This window comes from Bacteroides caecimuris (genome assembly GCF_001688725.2).
Taxonomy (GTDB): Bacteria; Bacteroidota; Bacteroidia; order Bacteroidales; family Bacteroidaceae; genus Bacteroides; species Bacteroides caecimuris.
Map to the genome: position 1 here is coordinate 3,479,018 of NZ_CP015401.2, position 23,551 is coordinate 3,502,568.

The following is a 23,551-nucleotide window of genomic DNA, read 5'->3' on the forward strand; positions in this document are numbered from 1 at the left end:
AAGAATAATCCGCTAAACGTATATACCCAACCGGTACATATTTGAAAGAAAGTGGACGGGCAATTAGTAATGCTCGGCTATGATGTTACCACCTTTACACCTGCATCCTATCAACGTCATCGTCTTTGACGACCCTAAGAAATCTAATCTTGTGGCTGGCTTCGTACTTAGATGCTTTCAGCACTTATCCAATCCCGACTTAGATACCCAGCGATGCACCTGGCGGCACAACTGGTAAACCAGAGGTCAGTCCAACACGGTCCTCTCGTACTAGTGTCAGAGCCACGCAAATTTCATACGCCCACGATAGATAGAGACCGAACTGTCTCACGACGTTCTGAACCCAGCTCGCGTGCCACTTTAATGGGCGAACAGCCCAACCCTTGGGACCTTCTCCAGCCCCAGGATGTGACGAGCCGACATCGAGGTGCCAAACCCCTCCGTCGATATGAGCTCTTGGGAGGGATCAGCCTGTTATCCCCGGAGTACCTTTTATCCTTTGAGCGATGTCCCTTCCATGCGGAAACACCGGATCACTATGCTCTAGTTTCCTACCTGATCGACCTGTCTGTCTCCCAGTCAAGCGCCCTTATGCCATTACACTCTGCGGACGGTTACCAATCGTCCTGAGGGCACCTTTAGAAGCCTCCGTTACACTTTTGGAGGCGACCACCCCAGTCAAACTACCCACCAAACAGTGTCCTCTTATCCAAGAGTTAGAACTCAAATAATCAAAGGGCCGTATTTCAACAGCGACTCCACAAATACTGGCGTACCTGCTTCGAAGTCTCCGGCCTATCCTACACATCAATTACCCAAATTCAATGTTAAGCTATAGTAAAGGTTCACGGGGTCTTTTCGTCCCATCGCGGGTAATCGGCATCTTCACCGATACTACAATTTCACTGAGCTCACGGTTGAGACAGTGTCCAGATCATTACACCATTCGTGCAGGTCGGAACTTACCCGACAAGGAATTTCGCTACCTTAGGACCGTTATAGTTACGGCCGCCGTTTACTGGGGCTTCAATTCAATGCTTCTCTTGCGATGACATCTCCTCTTAACCTTCCAGCACCGGGCAGGTGTCAGGCTGTATACGTGATCTTTCAATTTGGCACAGCCCTGTGTTTTTGTTAAACAGTTGCCTGGACCTATTCTCTGCGCCCAACTCTCGTTGGGACCCTTTATCCCGAAGTTACAGGGTCAGTTTGCCTAGTTCCTTAACCGTGAATCACTCAAGCGCCTTAGTATATTCAACCCGACTACGTGTGTCCGTTTGCGGTACGGGTACCTTAAAGATTAAGTTTAGCGGATTTTCTTGGGAGTATGCTTACACGCGCTATTACCGTTTCCCGGAGGAATTGGTATACTATCAGGTTCGACTCTCTTTGTGGATTTGCCTGCAAAGATCAAAATCTACACCCTTCAACGGACTATTCCGTCAGTCCGCGGCGCTGTCACTGCTCCGTCTCCACGTCACTCTGAAAGGTAGTACAGGAATATTAACCTGTTCTGCCATCGGCATCACCGTTCGGCTGAGCCTTAGGACCCGACTAACCCTGATCCGATTAGCGTTGATCAGGAAACCTTAGTCTTTCGGCGAGGGGGTTTCCCACCCCCTTTATCGTTACTTATACCTACATTTGCTTTTCCACACGCTCCAGCAAAGCTCACGCTTCACCTTCGACGCGGAGTGGAATGCTCCCCTACCGATGTTTGCACATCCCATAGCTTCGGTAAATTGCTTCATGCCCGATTATTATCCACGCCAAACTCCTCGACTAGTGAGCTGTTACGCACTCTTTAAATGAATGGCTGCTTCCAAGCCAACATCCTAGCTGTCTTAGCAATCTGACTTCGTTAGTTCAACTTAGCAATTATTTCGGGACCTTAGCTGATGGTCCGGATTCTTCTCCTTTAGGACATGGACCTTAGCACCCATGCCCTCACTCCCGGGATAGGACTACTGCGCATTCGGAGTTTATCAAGACTTGATAGGCGGTGAAGCCCTCGCATCTTATCAGTCGCTCTACCTCACAGTAGTAATTCCCGAGGCTGCACCTAAATGCATTTCGGGGAGTACGAGCTATCTCCAAGTTTGATTAGCCTTTCACCCCCACCCTCAGTTCATCCGGAAGCTTTTCAACGCTTATCGGTTCGGTCCTCCAGTTAGTGTTACCTAACCTTCAACCTGACCAAGGGTAGATCACTTGGTTTCGCGTCTACTCCTTCCGACTGGGCGCCCTGTTCAGACTCGCTTTCGCTTCGGCTGCGCATCTCAAGATGCTTAACCTTGCCGGAAAAAGTAACTCGTAGGTTCATTATGCAAAAGGCACGCCGTCACTTCTTACGAAGCTCCGACCGCTTGTAGGCGCACGGTTTCAGGGACTATTTCACTCTTCTGTTCGAAGTGCTTTTCACCTTTCCTTCACAGTACTGGTTCGCTATCGGTCTCTCGGGAGTATTTAGCCTTACCGGATGGTCCCGGCAGATTCACGCAAGATTCCTCGTGTCCCGCGCTACTCAGGATACCACTACGCTTCGTTTAGCTTCGAATACAGGACTATCACCGTCTATGGTCCAATTTTCCAAAGGGTTCTTCTCACTAAACTTCTTGCGACATCGTGGTCCTACAACCCCAATATTGCCGTAACAACATTGGTTTGGGCTAATCCCCGTTCGCTCGCCACTACTAGGGGAATCATTATTATTTTCTTTTCCTGCAGGTACTAAGATGTTTCAGTTCCCTGCGTTAGCCTCCATCTAGGATGGATGATGTTCCTTCAGAACACCGGGTTGTCCCATTCGGAAATCTCCGGATCAAAGGTTATTTGCACCTCCCCGGAGCTTATCGCAGCTTATCACGTCCTTCATCGCCTCCGAGAGCCAAGGCATCCGCCATGCGCCCTTGCTTACTTTCTTTCAAACGTTCTGTCCGTGTATTGGTATTGGTGTGGAATCGCTTCCGGCCGCCAATATTGCATACCCGGACACGTACGGTTTGATATATACTTTTAGCTCTTACTTTTTATTTTACTTCTTGTACATCATGTCAAAGATCGTTTCTCTTTTCAGAGACTGTGGAGAATAACGGATTCGAACCGTTGACCCTCTGCGTGCAAGGCAGATGCTCTAGCCAGCTGAGCTAATCCCCCAAAAGAGTTTCGGAGTAGTCCCAGGCAGAGTTGAACTGCCGACCTCTACATTATCAGTGTAGCGCTCTAACCAACTGAGCTATAGGACTAGTTCAACCTTGTCTACCTGTGCGTTAGACTCGGCTTCTTGTTTCTCTTGTTTATCTCTATCTATACTTCTATAGATGGTTGATCTATATCTTATAAATAAACAAGTACCAGTAGTACAAAAACAGAACCTTGAAAAAGCCATCATTACGGCATCTCTCCAGAAAGGAGGTGTTCCAGCCGCACCTTCCGGTACGGCTACCTTGTTACGACTTAGCCCCAATTACCAGTTTTACCCTAGGACGCTCCTCGCGGTTACGTACTTCAGGTACCCCCGGCTTTCATGGCTTGACGGGCGGTGTGTACAAGGCCCGGGAACGTATTCACCGCGCCATGGCTGATGCGCGATTACTAGCGAATCCAGCTTCACGAAGTCGGGTTGCAGACTTCGATCCGAACTGAGAGAGGTTTTGGGGATTAGCATCCTGTCGCCAGGTAGCTGCCTTCTGTACCCCCCATTGTAACACGTGTGTAGCCCCGGACGTAAGGGCCGTGCTGATTTGACGTCATCCCCACCTTCCTCACATCTTACGACGGCAGTCTCTCTAGAGTCCTCAGCAGAACCTGTTAGTAACTAAAGATAAGGGTTGCGCTCGTTATGGCACTTAAGCCGACACCTCACGGCACGAGCTGACGACAACCATGCAGCACCTTCACACCTGCCTTGCGGCTAACATGTCTCCACGTTATTCAGGTGCAATTTAAGCCCGGGTAAGGTTCCTCGCGTATCATCGAATTAAACCACATGTTCCTCCGCTTGTGCGGGCCCCCGTCAATTCCTTTGAGTTTCACCGTTGCCGGCGTACTCCCCAGGTGGAATACTTAATGCTTTCGCTTGGCCGCTTACCGTATATCGCAAACAGCGAGTATTCATCGTTTACTGTGTGGACTACCAGGGTATCTAATCCTGTTTGATACCCACACTTTCGAGCATCAGTGTCAGTTGCAGTCCAGTGAGCTGCCTTCGCAATCGGAGTTCTTCGTGATATCTAAGCATTTCACCGCTACACCACGAATTCCGCCCACCTCTACTGTACTCAAGACTGCCAGTTTCAACTGCAATTTTACGGTTGAGCCGCAAACTTTCACAACTGACTTAACAATCCACCTACGCTCCCTTTAAACCCAATAAATCCGGATAACGCTCGGATCCTCCGTATTACCGCGGCTGCTGGCACGGAGTTAGCCGATCCTTATTCATATGGTACATACAAGAGGGTATGCATACCCTGTTTTATTCCCATATAAAAGAAGTTTACAACCCATAGGGCAGTCATCCTTCACGCTACTTGGCTGGTTCAGACTCTCGTCCATTGACCAATATTCCTCACTGCTGCCTCCCGTAGGAGTTTGGACCGTGTCTCAGTTCCAATGTGGGGGACCTTCCTCTCAGAACCCCTATCCATCGTCGTCTTGGTGGGCCGTTACCCCGCCAACTAACTAATGGAACGCATCCCCATCGATAACCGAAATTCTTTAATATCAAGATCATGCGATCTTGATATGCTATCGGATATTAATCTTTCTTTCGAAAGGCTATCCCCGAGTTATCGGCAGGTTGGATACGTGTTACTCACCCGTGCGCCGGTCGCCATCGGAAGTTTGCAAGCAAACTCCCATGCTGCCCCTCGACTTGCATGTGTTAAGCCTGTAGCTAGCGTTCATCCTGAGCCAGGATCAAACTCTTCATTGTAAAAGTATCTTTAATCATCCGTTAGGATGTCTTTTGCTCTGTTCAGGACGCCGTAAATTCATTGACTCTTTTCAAGTACCTGTGTCTCATAATACATTGCTGCATTAAGACAAGTATTGACGGTTCTATTTTTTTACTTGTACTACTTGTATTGTTTATCAATATTTCAAAGAACTTGTCGCTTTCGTTTCAAAAGCGGGTGCAAAGGTAAGCGCTTTATTTTTAACCGCCAAACTTTTTCGGAAGTTTTTTTCATTTTTTCTTTTTACTCATTTCTCAGGCTCTCTTTGCGAAAGGGAAAGAATGTATAAAAGAAAAGAAACAAAGGACGCTTTCTTTACGAATCGGACTGCAAAGATAAGAACTTTATTTTATATCTTCCAAAACTTTTTCGAAGTTTTTTTTGTTCTTATGTTGAAGACCAAGACGCGCTTTCTCACTAAGTCAATCTTACAAGGCTTTCTTCTCTTGGAAAGCGGGTGCAAAAGTAGGCCCTTTTTACATATACTCCAAATATATCAGGATCTTTTTTCGAAGTTTTTTTGAAGGATTTTGCTAAAGTGCTGAAAGAGAATGATGTTGTAGAACATGTTTTCTTTATCATAAAAGGATTGGGGAGGAAACGGTAAAGGAAATGAACATTATTATATTGCATGCGGGTACGCGCGTGCGCATGCGAAGAATCGCACACATGAAAAGAATAGAGCGAAAGGGATAAACAAGAGAAAAAAGGTAGATTAGACAACGGATTGTTGATTGAAGAGATCCGTTAGTTCCGGTGGTCCCACATATTGTGGGAAAGTATTCCCGCATATTATGGGAATTTGTTCCCTATTAATAGGGAATATTTTCCCAAGCGCCCGGGAAACTTTTCCCACAATATGTGGGACTGATACACGGTATATGGAAACAAGCAAAAGGAAGAGGGCGGATACGATATAACTATACTTGGCAAAAGCCGGCAATTGAGGCATATATCAGGCATTCAAGCGATAAAAAAAACGCGAAATGCCCCAAAAACAGAGGAGTGCTTGCAGAGGTGCAAAAAGCAGATATATCATTATCAATCAATGGATTGAATCAAAAAAAAGGAAATTCGGATAGTGAGAGCAAACGCCTGCCCTCACTATGCTATCATACTTGCCCTAATAGCGGAAAGCACGATGAATAAAGGGATTGAAGAGAAATGTGAGAGCATGAGGGCAAAAAAGGGAAATAATTCCTGTGGGAGGATTAAGAAAAATGAACTTAGGGGAGAATTACGAAAGAGGAATTTTATCTTTTCTTATGAAAGTAAGTAAATATAGGCACTGGCTGAATTTACTAAATGAACGGAGAAAAACTTAATACCAAATTGGAAGAAGAAACAAAAAATGTGCCGAATGTGCTAAAACTCTCTTTTTAATGTAATACCCCTCACCACAAACAGTTGTAGTGAGGGGTATTCTTCGTTTATAAAGGTTCGGGACGCATTCTTATCCAACCTATTACAGATATGTCCAATCTATTTTCAAGATTTAATAGACATAGACAATGTAGCGTGCAAAGTGGTTGTTTACTTAATCTTCAAAGCAAAACCACCTCCGGGTGCCAAATGAATCTTCAACTTACTGTCATTCTTTATCCGGATGGATTCACATTTATAATCACGCCCGATCCGGTGAGCATTTGCTCCATCTTTAAACAATGTGGCGTCATACGTCTTATCACCCAGGAAAGAGCAATCCACTTCGATGTCACGTGCCGTCCAATTGGTAATTCCACCTATATACCAGACATTTCCACTCCGGCGTGCTGTCACGATATACTCTCCCATCTTACCATCAAGCACGATACTTTCATCCCACACTGTCGGAACATCAGCAATAAATCCTGTTGATTCCGGTTCGCGCATATAGTTGCTCGGCGTATCACACAACATATTGAAAGGAGATTCGAATACAACATACAGAGCAAGTTGCCGGCAACGGGTTCCTTGGCTCATCGGTTCAGTATTGCAAGGGTAATAATTACCTTTCGAAGCATTCCGCATCGCTCCTTGAGTGTAGTCCATCGGACCGGATACCTGACGAATGAAAGGAATCATCACGTCATACTTCACCTGATCCACTGAAGCCGGACTCCATTTCATCTGTTCCAAACCATGGACACCTTCAAAGTTCAACACATTCGGATAGGTACGATTCAAACCGGCTGGTTTGTGCGTTCCGTGCAAGTCGAGGATCAGTTTGTATTTAGCACACATTGCGGCAGCCCGATAATTGAACGCAGTCATAAGCTGATCGTCACGATCCATAAAGTCGACCTTAAAACCTTTTACTCCCATGTCGGCATAATAACGGCAAACGTTCTCCATATCACGTTCGAAAGCATAATAACCAGCCCAAAGAATGATGCCTACATTTTTGGTGGCTGCATAATCTACCAATTCTTTCAGATTAATCTCTTTCACCACTTGCATCAAATCCGCTTGCAGATTTACCGCCCAACCTTCGTCAAGTATCACATACTCAATGCCGTTTGCAGAAGCAAAATCAATGTAGGCTTTATAAGTCGGATTATTGACTCCGGTCACAAAATCAACACCATCCAAATTCCAGTCATTCCACCAGTCCCATGCTACTTTGCCGGGTTTGATCCATGAAAGATCCGTCAGACGGGAAGGGGCAGCCAATAAATAGCTCAAGTTGCTTGCTGCCAAATCCTTATCGGAAGTGGTAACAATGCTCATGCGCCACGGGAAATTCCGGGGTTTATCTACTTTGGCAATGTAAGCTTCATGCTCTTTCACCAACATCTGAAGCCGATTGTGTCCGCCTTGCACCATCTTCTTGGGGTATGGAGCGAAACGTCCCGTCAATCGGTTGTCTCCTTCAGCAGCAGACAAATAGAGACCGGGATAATTCTCCAAATCGGATTCTGTGATACAAATCTTAACGCCTTCGCCGGCATCTACGACTAATGGCAAAAACATCAAACGTTTTTTATTCAGCTTCGATAATGGATCGGTAGTATAAGTATTTTCGAAGGAATTGAAATATTGAGAGTCATAATCACCGTCCTTTCCCGTTTTTACATAAGGTACGGAAGCTACCATATCGGATGGAAAACGATAATCTACTGTTTCATCTACTACATTGAAAGGTTTCTTCGAACGGCTGACAAAGCGGTAAGCAATACCATCGTTGTATGCACGAAACTCTACATTCCAGTCTTTTTTAAACCGAAGAGTCAACTCGTTATAGTGGTCTCTTAATTCACTGGCACGATAGAAAGGAGAAGGGATCATCTGATCGACTTTTTTCCCGGAAGTGCCGGACAACTTTGCTTTCTCTCCCCAGACTTCTCCGTTATCCAATGTCATCGAAATTGGAGAAGGAGCAAGAATCTGCCGTCCGTTACAGCAGATTTCATAAGTCAACTTGTCACCTACGGTAATCGTTGTTTGAAGCTTTCCATCCGGAGAGTTCAAAGTAAATTGTTTTTGCGCCTGTACCGTAAGCGTACATGCGACAACACACAAGAATAATAAAATCTTCAGTTTTTTCATGGTTTTAATTATAGTAGTTATCAAATTATAAAAGAACGACGCAAAAATAAAATAATATATTATAGTAACCTATATGAAAACTAAAAACAAAGGCAAAAAAGATCGGCATTATTTCCGATATATCTTCCACGTCAAATCAACTGTCAAAGGCAACGACTATCAGTTCACCATCACCTTCTATCCGATGGATGTTTGCGGTTCTGGATACCAAAGACAAGTAATTTTTGTTCATTTAATACGCACTTCGATTGACTTCCCATTCTCAACCTTGTATTTTTCTATAATATTATTATCCTTTTTTATCAGAACCTGTAATGCGTTGCCTTTATTGCGTTTCACTTCAATATCAAATGTTGCGCCAAATGCACAAATGCGTTTCAAAGACATTGTATTCCAACCTTCCGGAAGTTGCGGTGTCAGTTTGAAAGCATTCAACGCAATAGGGCGTATGCCAAACAAACCTTCCGTCATAATACGACAATATAAAGCACTTTCTGTCGACAGATGGCGTTGGTTTCCTTCCGGCCATGCTTCTACCGCATAAGGGACATGGTCGCCCAGCAAGCGAGTTGCAGAATATTTCTCCAAATATTCAGTAGCTATCTCCCGGGCACCACAAGCGTAGGCTCCCCGAAAAGCATAGAGGGTAGAACGATCCCAATAAGTAGAAGTGCCCGACTGCGTGAGCAGTCCATTCTCCATCCACAATTTATCTGAAAACAACGCTGAGACAGTACCTTCAGCACGGTCATAAATTCCCATAGTCAACGGAATGCAAATCCAGGAACGAAGCACATCATTACCATCATAGTAACGATACGTTTCATATCCTTCCACATTCCAGGCAAAATATGCATCCATATTCTTATAAAGTTCAGTAGCTTTATCCCGGTAGGATTTTATCTGCTCACGATCTTTTTTCAGTGCTTTCCCCAAATAAGTAGCCGAAATCAAAGCGTCATAATACAATGAAGAAGTACACAAATTAGCTTTCCCGGAAGGGAAGCGGTTTTCCAGTTCGTCAGAGTCCGATTCCACTACCCCTTCAGCGTTCAGCTTCCGGTTGCAGTATTCCAAACACCATTCAATCAGCGGCCACAACTTTTCCGCCTCGTGGCGGTTACCGGACGCCAGAGCATAACGCGCCGCACCATAACCAACCATTGCCACATCTCCACGATCACCTGCCACACCAAAACAATCTATCCCTTCTGCAATTATAGAAGAAGGCAAAGGTTTATACTCGTCATTCATGTAGCGCATAAACAAACTGAATGAATTCATTGCCGAACGGTTTCCTGCCGGATAGCCCAAATAAGGAAAAAACGGATTGATGTATTCTGCCTGGTCATTCGCCCAAATACCTGCGTAATAAGCTTCTCCACCAGGGCTTTGCATATATCCGCCCTTTGTATCAAATATACTTTCCGAACCGCGTATCTTGGCAAACGAGAACATAGTATTGATTACATCACTCGGAGTTTCGAGCACCAAGTTACTCTGCACTTGCCGCAAGAATTCCCGTCGTGCCATAAGTTCTTTCTCAACATCCAGTGCCAACTCCCAGTCATTCTTTTTGTATCCTGCATAAAGAACTTGGAAACAAGCCCTCTCACCTGCCTTCAATTGGCAAACGCCTTCTTTTGCAGGAGACGAAAGAGTGGCTGTTAATGTATAGCTACCTTCTACTCCTCTTGCTTCATCAGTACGATAAGAAAGGCTATTCGAAGGAAATTCCACTGTCAAGGAACGATCCGTTACATTCTCCAACTCGTACTTTTCACAGAAAACCGGATACGAGGTAGAAGGAAAAAGCGTACGTGTCAGTGCAATACCTTTATCGGAATATATACTCTTTACAGTCATCACCCCACTCAAAGATACAGTTTCTACCTTCTCTCCCAGTAATGGCTGTCCATTTACAAGACACAGATATGCCCAGTCGCCATTGAAACGATGCTGCAAACTAGCGTGGGTATCATTAGGGATAGTACGGAAAGTCGGTAAGACTATATTCCTGTCAATCACCCACTCGCCTGTTTCATTCACACCATAACGCAACACTGTAGATACTTTCAGTCCGCTCATTTCAATATGGTCATGATGAGCGCCATTCACTTTCCAGCAAATACTATCGGGTGAAACAATAGTCCATCTTCCAGTTTCACCAGCATTCAAAAAATTCATGCCGAACAAAGTAGCCAGCACCGCAATCCATGTTTTCTTTTGCATAATCATTATATTCATTTTTTATCTGACAAGTTATTATTTCTTTAGTTTTAGAGTGTTGCCACAATCTTCTAGATAGAAGATACGTGCCCGTTCAGCCCCTGACGGGTTGTTGGGCTGGTGAAGAACCAGGCACAGTTGGCCATCTGTTGTTTTGAAAATCATGCCATGCCCGCCGTTGTCCGGAAACAGCGGTATATCTTGATGTTTCCAAGGTCCTTTGACCGAGCCGGTAATGGATTCCGATATGCCTATAGCATAATTGCCATGGTTGAAACTCGACCAAATCATCAGCAGACGTCCTGTTTTAGTCCGGTATAGGTAACAACCGTCTGTAATATAACCTTTAGGTAACCCCTGTGATATCATTAAACCATCAGACCATTCCGGAGCTGAGCCATTAAATAAAACCATCGGTGTCCCTATGGTTTGGGAAAGGTCCTCACTAAGTTCAACAAGTTCCATAGTACCGTCGCCATGTAATTGCACCCATTCGTGGCAATACACCATGTAAGGAACGTTGTTCTCAACCCATAACGTTCCGTCAAGAGCCATATAATCAAGCTGTGTATGCGGATATTTCCCGAACGGGACAAATGGTCCGTAAGGAGAATCGGAATGAAAAACTTGTGTGCCGCGAAATGTGTATTCCGGCCATCCTTCCGTACTCTTTTTCCATTTCAAATCGCTAGTTATTGTGGCAAAAAGGTAATAGCGACCTTTATATTTATGCACTTCCGGAGCCCATACCGAACCTTTGAGAGCATTACTGTCCGGGATTGTCAGTACACGTGACGGCCCCTTCCATTCTTTAAGGTTTGTGCTGGTATAAACCACCACACCACCTCGGATACAGCCGTTGGCATCCAATGTGTCTTTGGTACAGTACATGTAGTATCTGTTTCCGTCATTGAGAATAAACGGATCACGAATATTGATATCGTCAATGTTCAGAGCATATATCGAACACACCGAACTGCAAAAAATCAAAAGACTCAATAAATGTTTCATAATCATTATGGTGGAACTGTTTTTTACTGATTAAATACATATTCTAAGGTTTGAAGCATTCTACTGTCAGGACCGACCATTATTTCAAATATCCCGGAATCACATACATAATCCGAATTCGCATTATAATATCCAAGTATATCAGGCGTGATGCTGAAAGTGATTTGTTGTGTTTCGCCCGGTTTCAGTGTGATGCGCTGATAAGCTTTCAGCTCTTTTACCGGACGGGCAATCTGTGCTACCTTATCCCGAATATAAAGTTGTGCAATTTCAGTCCCTTCAACTGTCCCTGTATTGGTTATGTTTACACAAACTTCATTACCCTCCATTTCTACTGCTCCATATTTGAATGTGGTATAGCTTAAGCCATATCCGAATGGGTACAGCGGTTCATTGCTTATATCTATATAATTGCTGCAATAACGATTGAATACACCATCTTGCGGGTCGGGATGACTGGACATAAGGTGATTGTAATATACAGGGATTTGTCCGACAGCACGTGGAAAGGTTACAGTCAGTTTGCCGCTTGGGTTCTTCTTTCCGAAAATCACATCTGCGATAGCTTCTCCTGCCTCCGAACCGCCAAACCACACATTCAATATTGCCGGTATGTGGTCACTCTCCCAATCCAGAACAAGCGGGCGACCGGTGAATAAAAGCAGAACGACCGATTTTCCTGTAGCAACGAGCTTGCGCAACAAGTCACGCTGAGTGTCTGGTATGGTTATATCTGCACGCGAAGCAGATTCCCCGCTCATATCTGCACATTCGCCCATTGCTGCGACAATAACATCAGCTTTGGCTGCTACTTCAAGTGCTTCGCGATGTAGCCGGCTGTCATCTCCACGTCCTATCGGTCGTAATCCCATGGCATTCTGCTGAACGGTTTCATCATAATAGATATTGCAACCTTGGGCATATAGGATTTCGGCCGAACCGTCCACGGTCTCCTGCATGGCTTGGAGAAGTGATTTATGCAATTGGTCGTTACACAACATACTCCAGCATCCGCACATATTATTTCCGGCATCAGCCAATGGACCAATTAGTGCAATTTTACCTTTTTGTTTGAGAGGTAAAAGCTCATCCTGATTTTTCAATAATACAAATGTTTCTGTTGCAATTTGTTGTGCAACCTCACGGTGGGCTGTGTTGAAAATATCATTTTTCACTCTCTCTCTATTGCAATATTTATACGGATTGTCGAATAATCCGAGTTGTTGCTTGGCCCGCAGTACCCGGCGGCATGCGTCATCAATCATTTTTTCGGTGATTGCACCACGGTGGAGAGCATCTTCAAGCGTATTGACAAATAGCCCCGACACCATATCCATATCAGTACCGGCCTTAATAGTTACGACTGCTGCATCATTTTCAGATGCACACCCCATTGTCGCTACCTCAGGCACTGAACCGTAATCAGTGACAACAAGCCCGTTGAATGCCCAATCGCTACGCAGTACATCATTAACAAGCCATCCCGATGATGTGGCATGCTGGCCGTTAATAAGGTTGAATGATGTCATAAGGCTGCCAACACCTTGTTTAATGGCTGCATGGAAAGGTGGCAGATAGTAGTTGAACATATTTTCACGACTCATATCTACTGCGTTATAGTCACGCCCACCTTCAGCAGCTCCGTACAAGGCAAAATGCTTGACACAAGCCATTAGAGTAGAGTCGTTTGTCATATCATCCCCTTGGTATCCCCGAATATAGGCACGTGCCATTACGCTACCCAGATAAGGGTCTTCTCCTGAACCTTCGGCAATACGCCCCCAACGTGGGTCACGGCAAATGTCGACCATAGGGCTGTAATTCCAATTTACTCCGTCAGCGGTTGCTTCAATGGCTGATATCCTGGCCATTTGCTCCACTGCGGTGCTATCCCACGAACAAGATAGCGCCAATGGTATCGGAAAGATTGTTTCATAGCCGTGCACTACATCGGCACCAACCAGTAGCGGAATTCCATGTGGTCCTTGTTCGACAGCAAGATGTTGAAGACGGGAAATTTCTTCTACCCCTTTTATATTGAAGAATCCACCTATTTTCCCCGAAAGGATTAGGCTGTCTAATTCAGTTCCTTTTACTGTTCCCGAAACAATATCACCGCCCACCGGTAGATTGAGTTGCCCTAATTTCTCGTTAAGAGTCATTTGAGACATTAAATTGTCAATGAATCGTTCGTCGGCTGTTTTTTGAGAACAAGACACAAGTGCAAGACTTGCACTGAATAGAGTAATAATGGTTAGTCGTTTCATTATTGAGAATATAAATTAAAAAAAACGCGCTCCGCCTCCTTGGAAACGAAGCGCGTTTATACAAACTTTATTTTATTGCCAAATCTCTATATACAAAATTCGACATTAGAGCCTTGTAAAGGTACACGTATTTGTATTCATATCCCATTTCAAACGATATACCCCATATTGTTTATCGATATTATTTTTTGTAGCTCCAAAATTTTCCTTGTTCCCTCCATCAGCTTCATATCCATTTGCACGCCCAAATGAGCCGTCTAGGGAAACAATTTCTACTTCGGAAGAATTGAAAACACGATTCCAGTTGTCTTTTGCCAGATAGAAAGACACAGCTCCCCAAAAGGCATGAAAATAGAATGTTGTTTCAAATATCCCTTCACCTGTTTTGGCACAACAAAGATATTGCCCGGGAGTAGCAAATCCCCAATTGTCTACACTCAAATATTCCCAAACATTCCCATCTGTCTTTGGATGTCCAAAGCCATTTCCGGTAAGCCACATCGCATCAGGATAACTTGTTTTGTCTGTTCTCTCCACATAAATAAAATCTCTATCCGAACGATAACTGATACGATAAGTCCCGCTTACAGCCCTAAACTTATACTGCCCGTCAGCCCATTCGAAAAATTCCGGTTGAAGCATATATTGTAAGTAGGAAAATCCTTCAAATGCAACCTCTTGTCCCTGTGTCAATTCAAGCTCCACTTCCAAGAAATCAGGCGTTTCACTTCGCTGCATCAGTTGCCCATTTACCTTGAATTCTAATGATTTAATATCATCTTCATTCATCTTATTGACCGCCGCGATTACCCCTTTGTTCATATCAATGCGAAGGCGATATACTCCGGGAGTAAAATCTTTACCAGGAATCAGGTCACCAGTAAAATGTCCATTTCCTATGCTACTCAAATTATCAACTTGATAATGCTTGTCCAGCAGATTAGCTGGTAACGGATCGAGCGTCTGGGTACCAATGCCTGTACCCCAGTCACCACGCTTCTTAAAAAACTTCAGATGAAAATCATTATCCAGAAATAATGTTGTTTCGAAAACACCCTCATCAACTTTCACACACTGATAAGAATCACCAGTATTAAATTGCCAACCATGAACCGTTACTCTTTCAGCAGCCGGATGGCCATATCCGCTTCCACAAGTCCACAAAGCATCAGAATAATCCGATTGGCTATTCTCAACATAAATCAATCTATTGCCTAAATCATAATACAAATTATATGTTCCAGCCATCCCTCGGAAAGCAGCTTGGTCTTCAGTAGCATTTTCAAAGAAATCGGGCTGAATCATTTCGCTGATATCACCAAAATTCTCAAAAGTCAAAACATCTCCTGTTTTTAATTCCAGTGCCACTCCCAAACAAGAAGCAACTCCGGGCATGATACCCATTTCCTTACCATTAACTGCAAAATTTATATCGGCAGATTGTCCATTCTGCGGTTGCATAGAGAAAGTATTGGCATTCATATCTATTTTCAGATTATATATGCCAGGTTGAAACAATGGTCCCGGTACAAAATCCTCGGTTCCCTGAACTAAAGTCGGATTATCTAAAGTTAAATCTTCTGCCCAGATTTCAATCTCCTCATGAGTTCCCCAACCATGATGTTTGAAAAGTTTAAAAGCAAAATTCTCTCCCAAATAGAGTGATATTTCAAACACTTTGTCTGATACACGGCGGCAAGTCATTCCATTATCCGGTGTTGCATGCATACTATCCCATGTAGCTGAAATAACTTTGCCAGCTCCCGCATGTCCCAGGTTAGCACCTATCAGGTAGAGAGCGTCGGGGAATTTTTTATCCGTTTGTTCTACATACAACAACTCATTAGTTGCATCATAAATCAAATCATATTCTCCTGTCTCACCTTTAAAACGTGCTTTTGTATCGGACTTAAACTCCCAGAATTGAGGCTGCAAGGCAAACTCCAGCGCCTCGAATCCGGTGAAATCGACTTCTGCATCCTGTGTCAACTGACGTTTTTTCCCTACATAATTGGTATAATACGTCTCTGTCATTTCTTCTCCGGCTACTGTGACCGGGTCTTGTGTTTTCCATTCAGGCCAGTTATCATATTTCTCTACGCTGTCCGTACAAGATACAACAATGGCTGAAATAAGTAATGATATTGCAATATAATAGTTCTTCATCATATATTTGTCCTTTCTATTTCTTGTAAGCCTTTAAAATAGCCTGATAAACCTCCTCATTCACTCGAACAATGCATCCGTGACGGGCATCGGGACCTTGAAAATAACGTTCAGTCCAGGGACCGTCTATTGAAGAAGCTTCAAACATGTCATATTGCTTCGGATAGCGCTCCGCATAAAGAAAGAATCCTTTGCCATCCACAGTAGGAACGAGAATGGGAGCTTCATGCCACACATTCAATGAAGTAATCGGGGCTCCCGGATTGGCGTATGGTCCTGTCAAATGCTTCGACTTTGCCATACGGATCGTTTTAGCTACTTCCGGAACATCTTCCGGCCAACGTTCATCTTTCATAAGAGCGCAATATTCATCGCCCACTTTACGAATAATCACATCGATGGTTGCCATATCTTCGTCACTACCCGTAAAATTGAACAGACGTTGCGGCTCGGTGAATGTCTTGAAATCCGATGTTAATATATAAAATGTACGTTTGGACTTCCACTCTGATGTATCACTGTCTTTTCCTGTTTTACCAGCATGCCAGGTTATGATATATCGTCCATCAGCCTCATCATAAAACATCTTTGGAGCTCCATAATAGGTTTCTTCATTCTTATAACCCAAATCTGATATTTTATTGAATATAGACTTTTTCAACTTAGTACTCTGCCAAGTCACTAAATCAGAAGACGACCACAATATAGGTATCCCTGTGTTTGGCTGTACGCCAATCATATAATAGACGCCATCCTTACCCTGACAAATATCCGGGTGACCGCAATACTCAGGTAACACAATCCGCTTTTTATTCAATGTTTCCCAATGGAATGCATCACGAGAAACTGAATAAAACAAACGAGCATAATTTTCATCTGTCATATGAGCAAACAGGTATCCACCGTCAGTAGCTACCATCGGTTCTTTTTTTTCTTGTATCGTATCCTCCGAACATCCCCATCCGGCAAATATCATTAGCATACCTATTAGATAATTCATATATTTCATGTTACTTAATTATTTAATTGAATAAAAATCATTCTTTTAGATTCCGCCAGCTGCATCTTTGTCTGTTTTCCACTCCGGTCTTTCATAATTTTGCTCGAGAGTTTTTCCATTCTCTGCTGCCTGGTCTACAGCATAATTGGGCAGTGGCATATACTGTTTAGTAGGTACTGTTCCTTTTATGTCGGCTGTCTCACGCGCATAACGATTGAAACGAATCAAATCAATCTTACGGCATCCTTCATAAAACAGTTCATGTCCACGCTCTTTCAGGATGGCAGTCAGAAAAGCTTCCGCTGATGATGTATCGACAGATGATAAATCTCCAAGCCCAGCACGATTACGTACCTCATTCACGGCAGCTATTGCATCTGTAGTCGGAGCTGCTTTCGATAAACGAACTTTTGCTTCAGCATACATCAACAATACATCCGCCCACCGAGCCAAAGGAATGTCCGTACCCTGGAAAGTTCCCGGCGTTTCTACCGGAAATTTATTACAAATAAATCCATCCCATTTCACACCAATATCATTTTTTGTCACTTTTATTCCGTCTTTTGTCCAAAATTCTGTAAGAATGGCATCTTTACGTCTGTCGCCCTCTTCAAAACTGTTATAGAACTTAGGAGCTACATTGTAAAAAGCATTCCAACCGCCATTTTGAGGATAGAAAGGAGTACGACTTCCCTGCGGATCTAACGCTGACGCTTCATTAGGAACAACCAACATAGAAAGTATATTGGCATTTCCGTTCTTAGGATTACCGTCGGCATTCGGGTCACAACTTACTGCCATAATGATTTCGTTATTAAATTTATTGGCATTTTTAAACAGGTCTGTATATGGATTACTTCCCGATTTAAACAAAGAATATTTTCCTTTCAATTCGTCATACATATCCAAGGCCTTTTGATAGTACCCCTCCATATGTCCTCCTTCATTCAGACAATGACGCATCAGACAAAAGCGGGCATAATCACGGGTATATCGTCCTTTTTCCAATGTAGTTTCAGGAGCGTTATTGGCAGCAAACTCCAAATCATCTGTAATCCAACTGCACATCTCGGTCAGTGTGGGGCGAACCGTATTCCTCAATGCTTCTTCATTAAACACGTCTTCCGGATTGATTATCACCGGCACCGGACCATAAATATGCATCAAGTAATACAACATCATCCCCCGGCACAAGCGGGCCTCTCCCAACAGGTTGTTCTTCTTTTCTTTCGAAAGTACGTCTTCCGAGACTTTTTCCAACGTACCTATAATCTCTGTAAAACGAGTTACCTCTGCCGTTTTAGGAAAATGATTCAGGTTATGGGCATCGTCTACCCAACCTCTCCAGAAGTAATAGCAATTTTCGAAGTTTGCCTGAGTAAAACGGAGCCATTCATCGTTACATTTCACCGTAGCAGGTGCCATTATATCTGACGTAGAGTCAAACATACGAATATTCCCCCCGGTAGCAATATAGAAGCCGTGCTGTCCTGTTCCACTATTTATTTCGTATGTAAATACTGAGGTAAACGGAATATAACACGTCATCATATAAGAAACACATTCATCTTCTGTAGACGGATATTTGCCTTGCATGAGATTGCCATAGATATGCGCATCGAAATTATTCTCGCAACTTCCCAACAAAAGCAACAAAGACGACAGTATCGGAAATAATATTTTCTTTTTCATCATATTTCTATATTTTATATCAATTAGAATGAAATTTTCGCACCAAAAGAATAAACTCTCAATTGAGGATATTGCCCATGGCCAAGGTTACCGGCAGAGGTTGCAATCTCCGGGTCGTCGCCTTCGAACTTGGTCAATGTGAATGGATTTTGAAAATCTACAAAAAGACGGATATTCTGTACATTACCTTTCAGGAAAGCCAGTTTTCTCGCATCCCAATTATATCCTAGCGTAATGTTTCTGACTCTCAAAAATGAGGCTTTCTCCCAGAATGCGTTGATAGGAGCATTTTCGGGAAGTGTTACAGATTTATAAGCAATTCCCGGTACCTCTCCATTCGGATTGGTCTGTGAATTCCAAATAGAATAGGCATAATCTGTAGGATTAGCAGCCAATATGCCGCTTGCCAAATTGGCTGCAGAACAATTACTGGAATGGGTGGAATTAAACTTCTTTACCCCCAACTGTCCGTACATATAAATATCCAAATCAAAATTCTTATAAGCAAAGGTATTACCGAAACCATAATATACTTTAGGCAATGTGTTGTCCATATAAATATCATTGATATCGATTTTGCCATCTCCATTACGGTCATCAATAATCGGATATCCGGGCAACTGCGCTTCACGGGGTAACGAACGTTGAGAATCCGGCATATTACTTCTGTCTTCATTAATGACTCCAACCATCTTATAATAATAGTATGCATTCTTCGGCTCATTTTCCCGCTTCTGGTATTTCTTATAATCGAAATTCGGCATCCGCTCAATCCAGCATGCATTATAATGAGACAATGCAAGCGAAGAAGTCCATTTAAAATTCGGTGTTTGGATATTCAAAGTGTTCAAGGACAATTCCACACCAGTCCGTTTATAATGTCCTCCATTTACAGGACGATAACCGTACATATTCAATAAAGAGGTAGGAGCTGTATCCAGCAGGTTAGTCACATCATTTCTAAAGACATCAAGACTTCCCCATATCCTATCTTTCAAAATTGAGAAATCCAATCCGATGTTTTTCATCGTTGTCTTTTGCCAGGTTACATCCGAATAATTGGCACTTTGCAATGCATAAGGTACATAAGTAACGCTGCTATTCGAGAACTTGATATCCTCACGAGATATACCGACAATACCATATAAAGATGTTCCCAGATTGTCGCTACCCGTCATACCATAACTGGCGCGCACTTTCAACAGATTCAACCAAGAAAGGTTTTGCATAAACGATTCATTGGAAAGCTTCCAGGCTACCGAAGCGGACGGAAAAAGTGAGTATTTTTTATCCGGGAAGAATTTGTCTGTTCCATCTCGCCGTAAAGTGGCTGTCAATACATAACGATCCAATATATCAAAAGAAGCACGAAGGAATTGAGAACGTTTCTCGTTTTCATATTTATAGGAAGTCGGGGAGAATGGACCATCCGCAGCGGCCAGATTGCTGTCATTAATCATATCATTCGCATTCTGATAAGAGACTGTCATTCCGGTTCCCTTGTCCAAATAGCGTCCTATTCCCGCTACAGCATTCACGTCTATTATATTCCAAAATTTATGCCGGAAAGAAAGAGTACCTTCCATCGTCTCATACTGCCGTTCATTATATCCAAGGCTTCCCCTTGATTTGCGGACAAGCCCCCAATACACATCCTTAGGAATATAGGCAGAACGTTTTCCGTTCTCTTTATTCACACCATATAATAACTTGGCGGATAACATATTTTTGATAATATCAAGGTCGAGCGCAAAGTTCACATAGTAGCTACTCTGTTTAGATTGGTCGCGGATTTGCAATGCAGCCAGCGGATTCGGTTCCCTGTTGAATATCGTATATTCTCCCATGTTATCATACATAGGAAGATAAGTAGGATAATTCATGGCTGTATAAAGAGAGCCCGCCGCCGAGTCTCTTTGATTACCGGTATCTCCTCCTACCGTGGAATTACTGTATTTATTATGGTTCAGATTTGCTATGGTCGTTAACTTCAAGAAACTGAACAACTGCGCAGAAATATTCGTACGCAAAGAATAACGTTGCATTCCGGCATTACGGACAATTCCATCTTCATCGTAGTAATTTAAACCTAAATAATAACGGATTGCTTTTGAACCGCCACTAATCGTCAGGTTCTGATTATTGACTTGTCCTGTCTTCAACACATAACTCAACCAGTCGGTCGTAGTTGCATTCGCTATTTGTTCAGATGTAAATATTGGTGTCCATTTACCGTCATATCCCACATTTCCATAAGGATATTGCTCATTAACATACAGATAATTTTCTTTTCCGAACAAATTAACCATATTCATGTATTCTTGTGAATTGAGGCGATTCATCCCATAAGAATAACGCTTCTGAATAGAATAACTCCCTTCATAGGTAATATGCGGCTTTCCTTCCGCACCTTTTTTGGTAGTAATCAGGATAACACCATCAGCTGCACCAATACCATAGATAGCCGCAGAAGCATCTTTCAATACTTCGATAGATTCTATATCACTAGGATTCAGACCTGCCAGCGCTGCACGCTTAACACCATCCGGCAATCCTGTGTCCCCGCTCCCTACTTCCAAAGATGAATTAGGCATCACTACCCCGTCAACCACATAAATAGGATTTTCACCACCACGAATAGAAATCTTAATTTCACCTCCGGGTTGAGTGCTATTTACCGTAGCCTGCAATCCTGCCGCACGCCCTAATAACATACTAGCTACACTGCTATTGGCAGCTTTTGATATTTTATCAGTCTTTACAGTAGCAATAGCTGTAGTCAGGTTTTTACGAGAGGTTGTACCATATCCGACTACTACTACTTCATCCAGCACCTGCTGGTCTTCAATCAAAGTAATAGCCAAAGCTGTCCGGTCGCCCACTTTTACTTCTTGTGTTTGATAACCGATATAAGAAATCTCCAATACAGCTCCTGGTGATACCTCCAAAGCAAATTTTGCATCCAAATCAGTCGCGGTTCCATTCACGCCTCCCTTTTCCTTAACAGTAGCACCGATAATAGGTTCACCATTCTGGTCATTCACCACACCTGTGATTTTTCGTTTCTTACTATCTTTCACTTCTTTCGGGCGAGGTTGCCCTTTTTGAACAATAATGTTCTTGCCTTTCACTTCATAAACAACGTTTTGTCCGTACAAAATCTGATCGATGGCTTCAATCAACTGTTTCGCCTTTACATTTACAATCTTTTTGGTATCCAGATCCCCGACTTTATATACGAAAGAATATCCGCTTTTATTTTTCAGTTGCGTCATCGCTTCTTTCACCGAAACATTATTCATTTTCAATGAAACGGCCTGGGCTAGCATTGCTATGTTAAGGCAAAAGAGAGCCACGACCATTAATATGGCCTTCTTCCTGTAATTCATAAAATAAACAAATTATTTAATTAAAACTTGAATAACTCGTTTTAAAAGAGATGTATTTTGCTAACTTTGCATTATCTCTTTTGAAAACATGCTCACGTTTGAAAGTTGTTGAAGAAGGGATTCAGGAACCGGAAGATGTTCGAGATCTTCCGGTTTTTTATTTTCCCTCCTTATCATTCACTAAAGACTATTCGGTATTATTTTCTTCCTTCATATTCTTCAATTTCTAAGGTTAAACAATCATAGTATTATAAATCTCTGGTAACCGGTTATTAATAGATAGTTATATTGCGTTCTTCAATCTTATATTGTATTTTCTCCGTAGATGCTAACGCATCCAATACTTCCTGAATACTTTGTTCCTGACGGACAAAATTACCGTAGAACCGGAAGGTATTTAAAGAATCATTGGCGATGCGAATAGTTACATTGTAGCTACGTTCCAATTCTTTCACGATGTCCGGCAGAAGCTCTTCATCAAAAAACAGGTAACCGTCCGTCCATTGCGAAGCATTAGAGACTGTGACAGTTTCTACTGTCATCCGTCCGTTCGTTTTATTCAATATTGCTCTCTCATCAGGCGCAAGAATTGCTTCTTTCTCTTTTTTCAGTAGATTATTCAGTTCTACTTTCCCTTCCAATAAAGATACTACGACTTCATGATCCTCCGGGTAATCGCGAAAATTAAATTTTGTTCCCAGTACTTGCAATTGTAAATCTTTAGTCTTTACAAAGAAAGGAAGTTTCTCATTCCGCCGGACTTCAAAATATCCCTCACCTTCCAGTTCGATCATACGATTATCGACTCCGAAACCTTGTGAGTAAGTCATTCGTGAACCGGCATTCAGCCAAACCAATGTACCGTCCGGCAAATAAAGCTTTGTCCTCGATCCTAAAGGAGCTTCTACGGATATATCCGCGAATGTATCTTTTACGTTCACTCCTCCCTGCCAATAAGAGAAGCAGCCGACTGCAAGTACGACTGCGATAATCGCTGCATAACGCCACAACATTGACAACCGGAATCCATGATGAGAAGTTTTTTCTATTTCCTTCCGATTTCCGATACGTTTCTTAAATGTACCGAACGCTTTATCTTTATTGTATTTCGACGCAACTTCACGACTGACAGCAGAAAACCAGACTTCCCGCTGCTGAATAAAGTAATTCTTATTTTCAGGTGATGCAGCTATCCATGCTTTCAGTTCGGCTAAAGCATTTTTGTCCAAACCTTCCGTCAGATAGGTTGCAATCAATTCATCAATATGTTTCTTTTCTTCTTCCATTTTTCTGCGTTCTATAAAGGAGACA

General features: G+C 43.0%; 9 protein-coding genes, 2 tRNA genes and 2 rRNA genes. All 13 read right to left on the reverse strand.

Annotated features, from left to right (window positions below; all coding sequences use genetic code 11):
- Positions 1 to 43: 43 nt before the first annotated feature.
- Positions 44 to 2,923: ribosomal RNA gene (locus tag A4V03_RS15075) — 23S ribosomal RNA — on the reverse strand.
- 159 nt (positions 2,924 to 3,082) lie between these two features.
- A tRNA-Ala gene (locus A4V03_RS15080) sits at positions 3,083 to 3,156 on the reverse strand.
- A 15-nt stretch (positions 3,157 to 3,171) separates the two neighbouring features.
- Positions 3,172 to 3,245 (reverse strand) — tRNA-Ile (locus A4V03_RS15085).
- Positions 3,246 to 3,407: 162 nt separating this feature from the next.
- Positions 3,408 to 4,936, reverse strand: a 16S ribosomal RNA gene (locus A4V03_RS15090).
- The 16S and 23S rRNA genes sit together here with 2 tRNA genes alongside, the layout of an rRNA operon.
- Before the next feature lie 1,555 nt (positions 4,937 to 6,491).
- The gene (locus A4V03_RS15110) at positions 6,492 to 8,486 is read right to left on the reverse strand and encodes a glycoside hydrolase family 97 protein (RefSeq protein WP_065539504.1); all 1,995 of its coding nucleotides are present in this window, start codon (positions 8,484 to 8,486) and stop codon (positions 6,492 to 6,494) included.
- 228 nt (positions 8,487 to 8,714) lie between these two features.
- Positions 8,715 to 10,718: a hypothetical protein gene (locus A4V03_RS15115; protein ID WP_065540454.1), complete on the reverse strand. Its 2,004-nt coding sequence runs from the start codon at positions 10,716 to 10,718 to the stop codon at positions 8,715 to 8,717.
- A gap of 33 nt (positions 10,719 to 10,751) precedes the next feature.
- Positions 10,752 to 11,726: a glycoside hydrolase family 43 protein gene (locus A4V03_RS15120; protein WP_065540455.1), complete on the reverse strand. Its 975-nt coding sequence runs from the start codon at positions 11,724 to 11,726 to the stop codon at positions 10,752 to 10,754.
- 23 nt (positions 11,727 to 11,749) lie between these two features.
- The gene (gene bglX, locus A4V03_RS15125; RefSeq protein ID WP_065539505.1) at positions 11,750 to 13,993 is read right to left on the reverse strand and encodes a beta-glucosidase BglX; all 2,244 of its coding nucleotides are present in this window, start codon (positions 13,991 to 13,993) and stop codon (positions 11,750 to 11,752) included.
- A gap of 105 nt (positions 13,994 to 14,098) precedes the next feature.
- Entirely contained in the window at positions 14,099 to 16,162 is a 2,064-nt protein-coding gene (locus tag A4V03_RS15130) for a DUF5125 domain-containing protein (protein ID WP_084081161.1), read from the reverse strand.
- Between the two features lie 13 nt (positions 16,163 to 16,175).
- Positions 16,176 to 17,168, reverse strand: a complete 993-nt coding sequence (locus A4V03_RS15135) for a glycoside hydrolase family protein (RefSeq protein ID WP_065539506.1) — start codon at positions 17,166 to 17,168, stop codon at positions 16,176 to 16,178.
- Positions 17,169 to 17,204: 36 nt separating this feature from the next.
- The gene (locus A4V03_RS15140; protein ID WP_065540457.1) at positions 17,205 to 18,851 is read right to left on the reverse strand and encodes a RagB/SusD family nutrient uptake outer membrane protein; all 1,647 of its coding nucleotides are present in this window, start codon (positions 18,849 to 18,851) and stop codon (positions 17,205 to 17,207) included.
- Between the two features lie 23 nt (positions 18,852 to 18,874).
- A complete protein-coding gene (locus tag A4V03_RS15145) occupies positions 18,875 to 22,240 on the reverse strand; it encodes a SusC/RagA family TonB-linked outer membrane protein (protein ID WP_065539507.1) in 3,366 nt (1,121 codons plus the stop codon).
- A gap of 272 nt (positions 22,241 to 22,512) precedes the next feature.
- Positions 22,513 to 23,526, reverse strand: a complete 1,014-nt coding sequence (locus tag A4V03_RS15155) for a FecR family protein (protein ID WP_065539509.1) — start codon at positions 23,524 to 23,526, stop codon at positions 22,513 to 22,515.
- Positions 23,527 to 23,551: the final 25 nt, after the last annotated feature.

Coding starts and splice junctions, on each gene's coding strand:
- A4V03_RS15110 (WP_065539504.1), bottom strand. CDS start 8,486: ATGAAAAAACTGAAGATTTTATTATTCTTGTGTGTTGTCGCATGTACG.
- A4V03_RS15115 (WP_065540454.1), bottom strand. CDS start 10,718: ATGCAAAAGAAAACATGGATTGCGGTGCTGGCTACTTTGTTCGGCATG.
- A4V03_RS15120 (WP_065540455.1), bottom strand. CDS start 11,726: ATGAAACATTTATTGAGTCTTTTGATTTTTTGCAGTTCGGTGTGTTCG.
- bglX (WP_065539505.1), bottom strand. CDS start 13,993: ATGAAACGACTAACCATTATTACTCTATTCAGTGCAAGTCTTGCACTT.
- A4V03_RS15130 (WP_084081161.1), bottom strand. CDS start 16,162: ATGATGAAGAACTATTATATTGCAATATCATTACTTATTTCAGCCATT.
- A4V03_RS15135 (WP_065539506.1), bottom strand. CDS start 17,168: ATGAAATATATGAATTATCTAATAGGTATGCTAATGATATTTGCCGGA.
- A4V03_RS15140 (WP_065540457.1), bottom strand. CDS start 18,851: ATGAAAAAGAAAATATTATTTCCGATACTGTCGTCTTTGTTGCTTTTG.
- A4V03_RS15145 (WP_065539507.1), bottom strand. CDS start 22,240: ATGAATTACAGGAAGAAGGCCATATTAATGGTCGTGGCTCTCTTTTGC.
- A4V03_RS15155 (WP_065539509.1), bottom strand. CDS start 23,526: ATGGAAGAAGAAAAGAAACATATTGATGAATTGATTGCAACCTATCTG.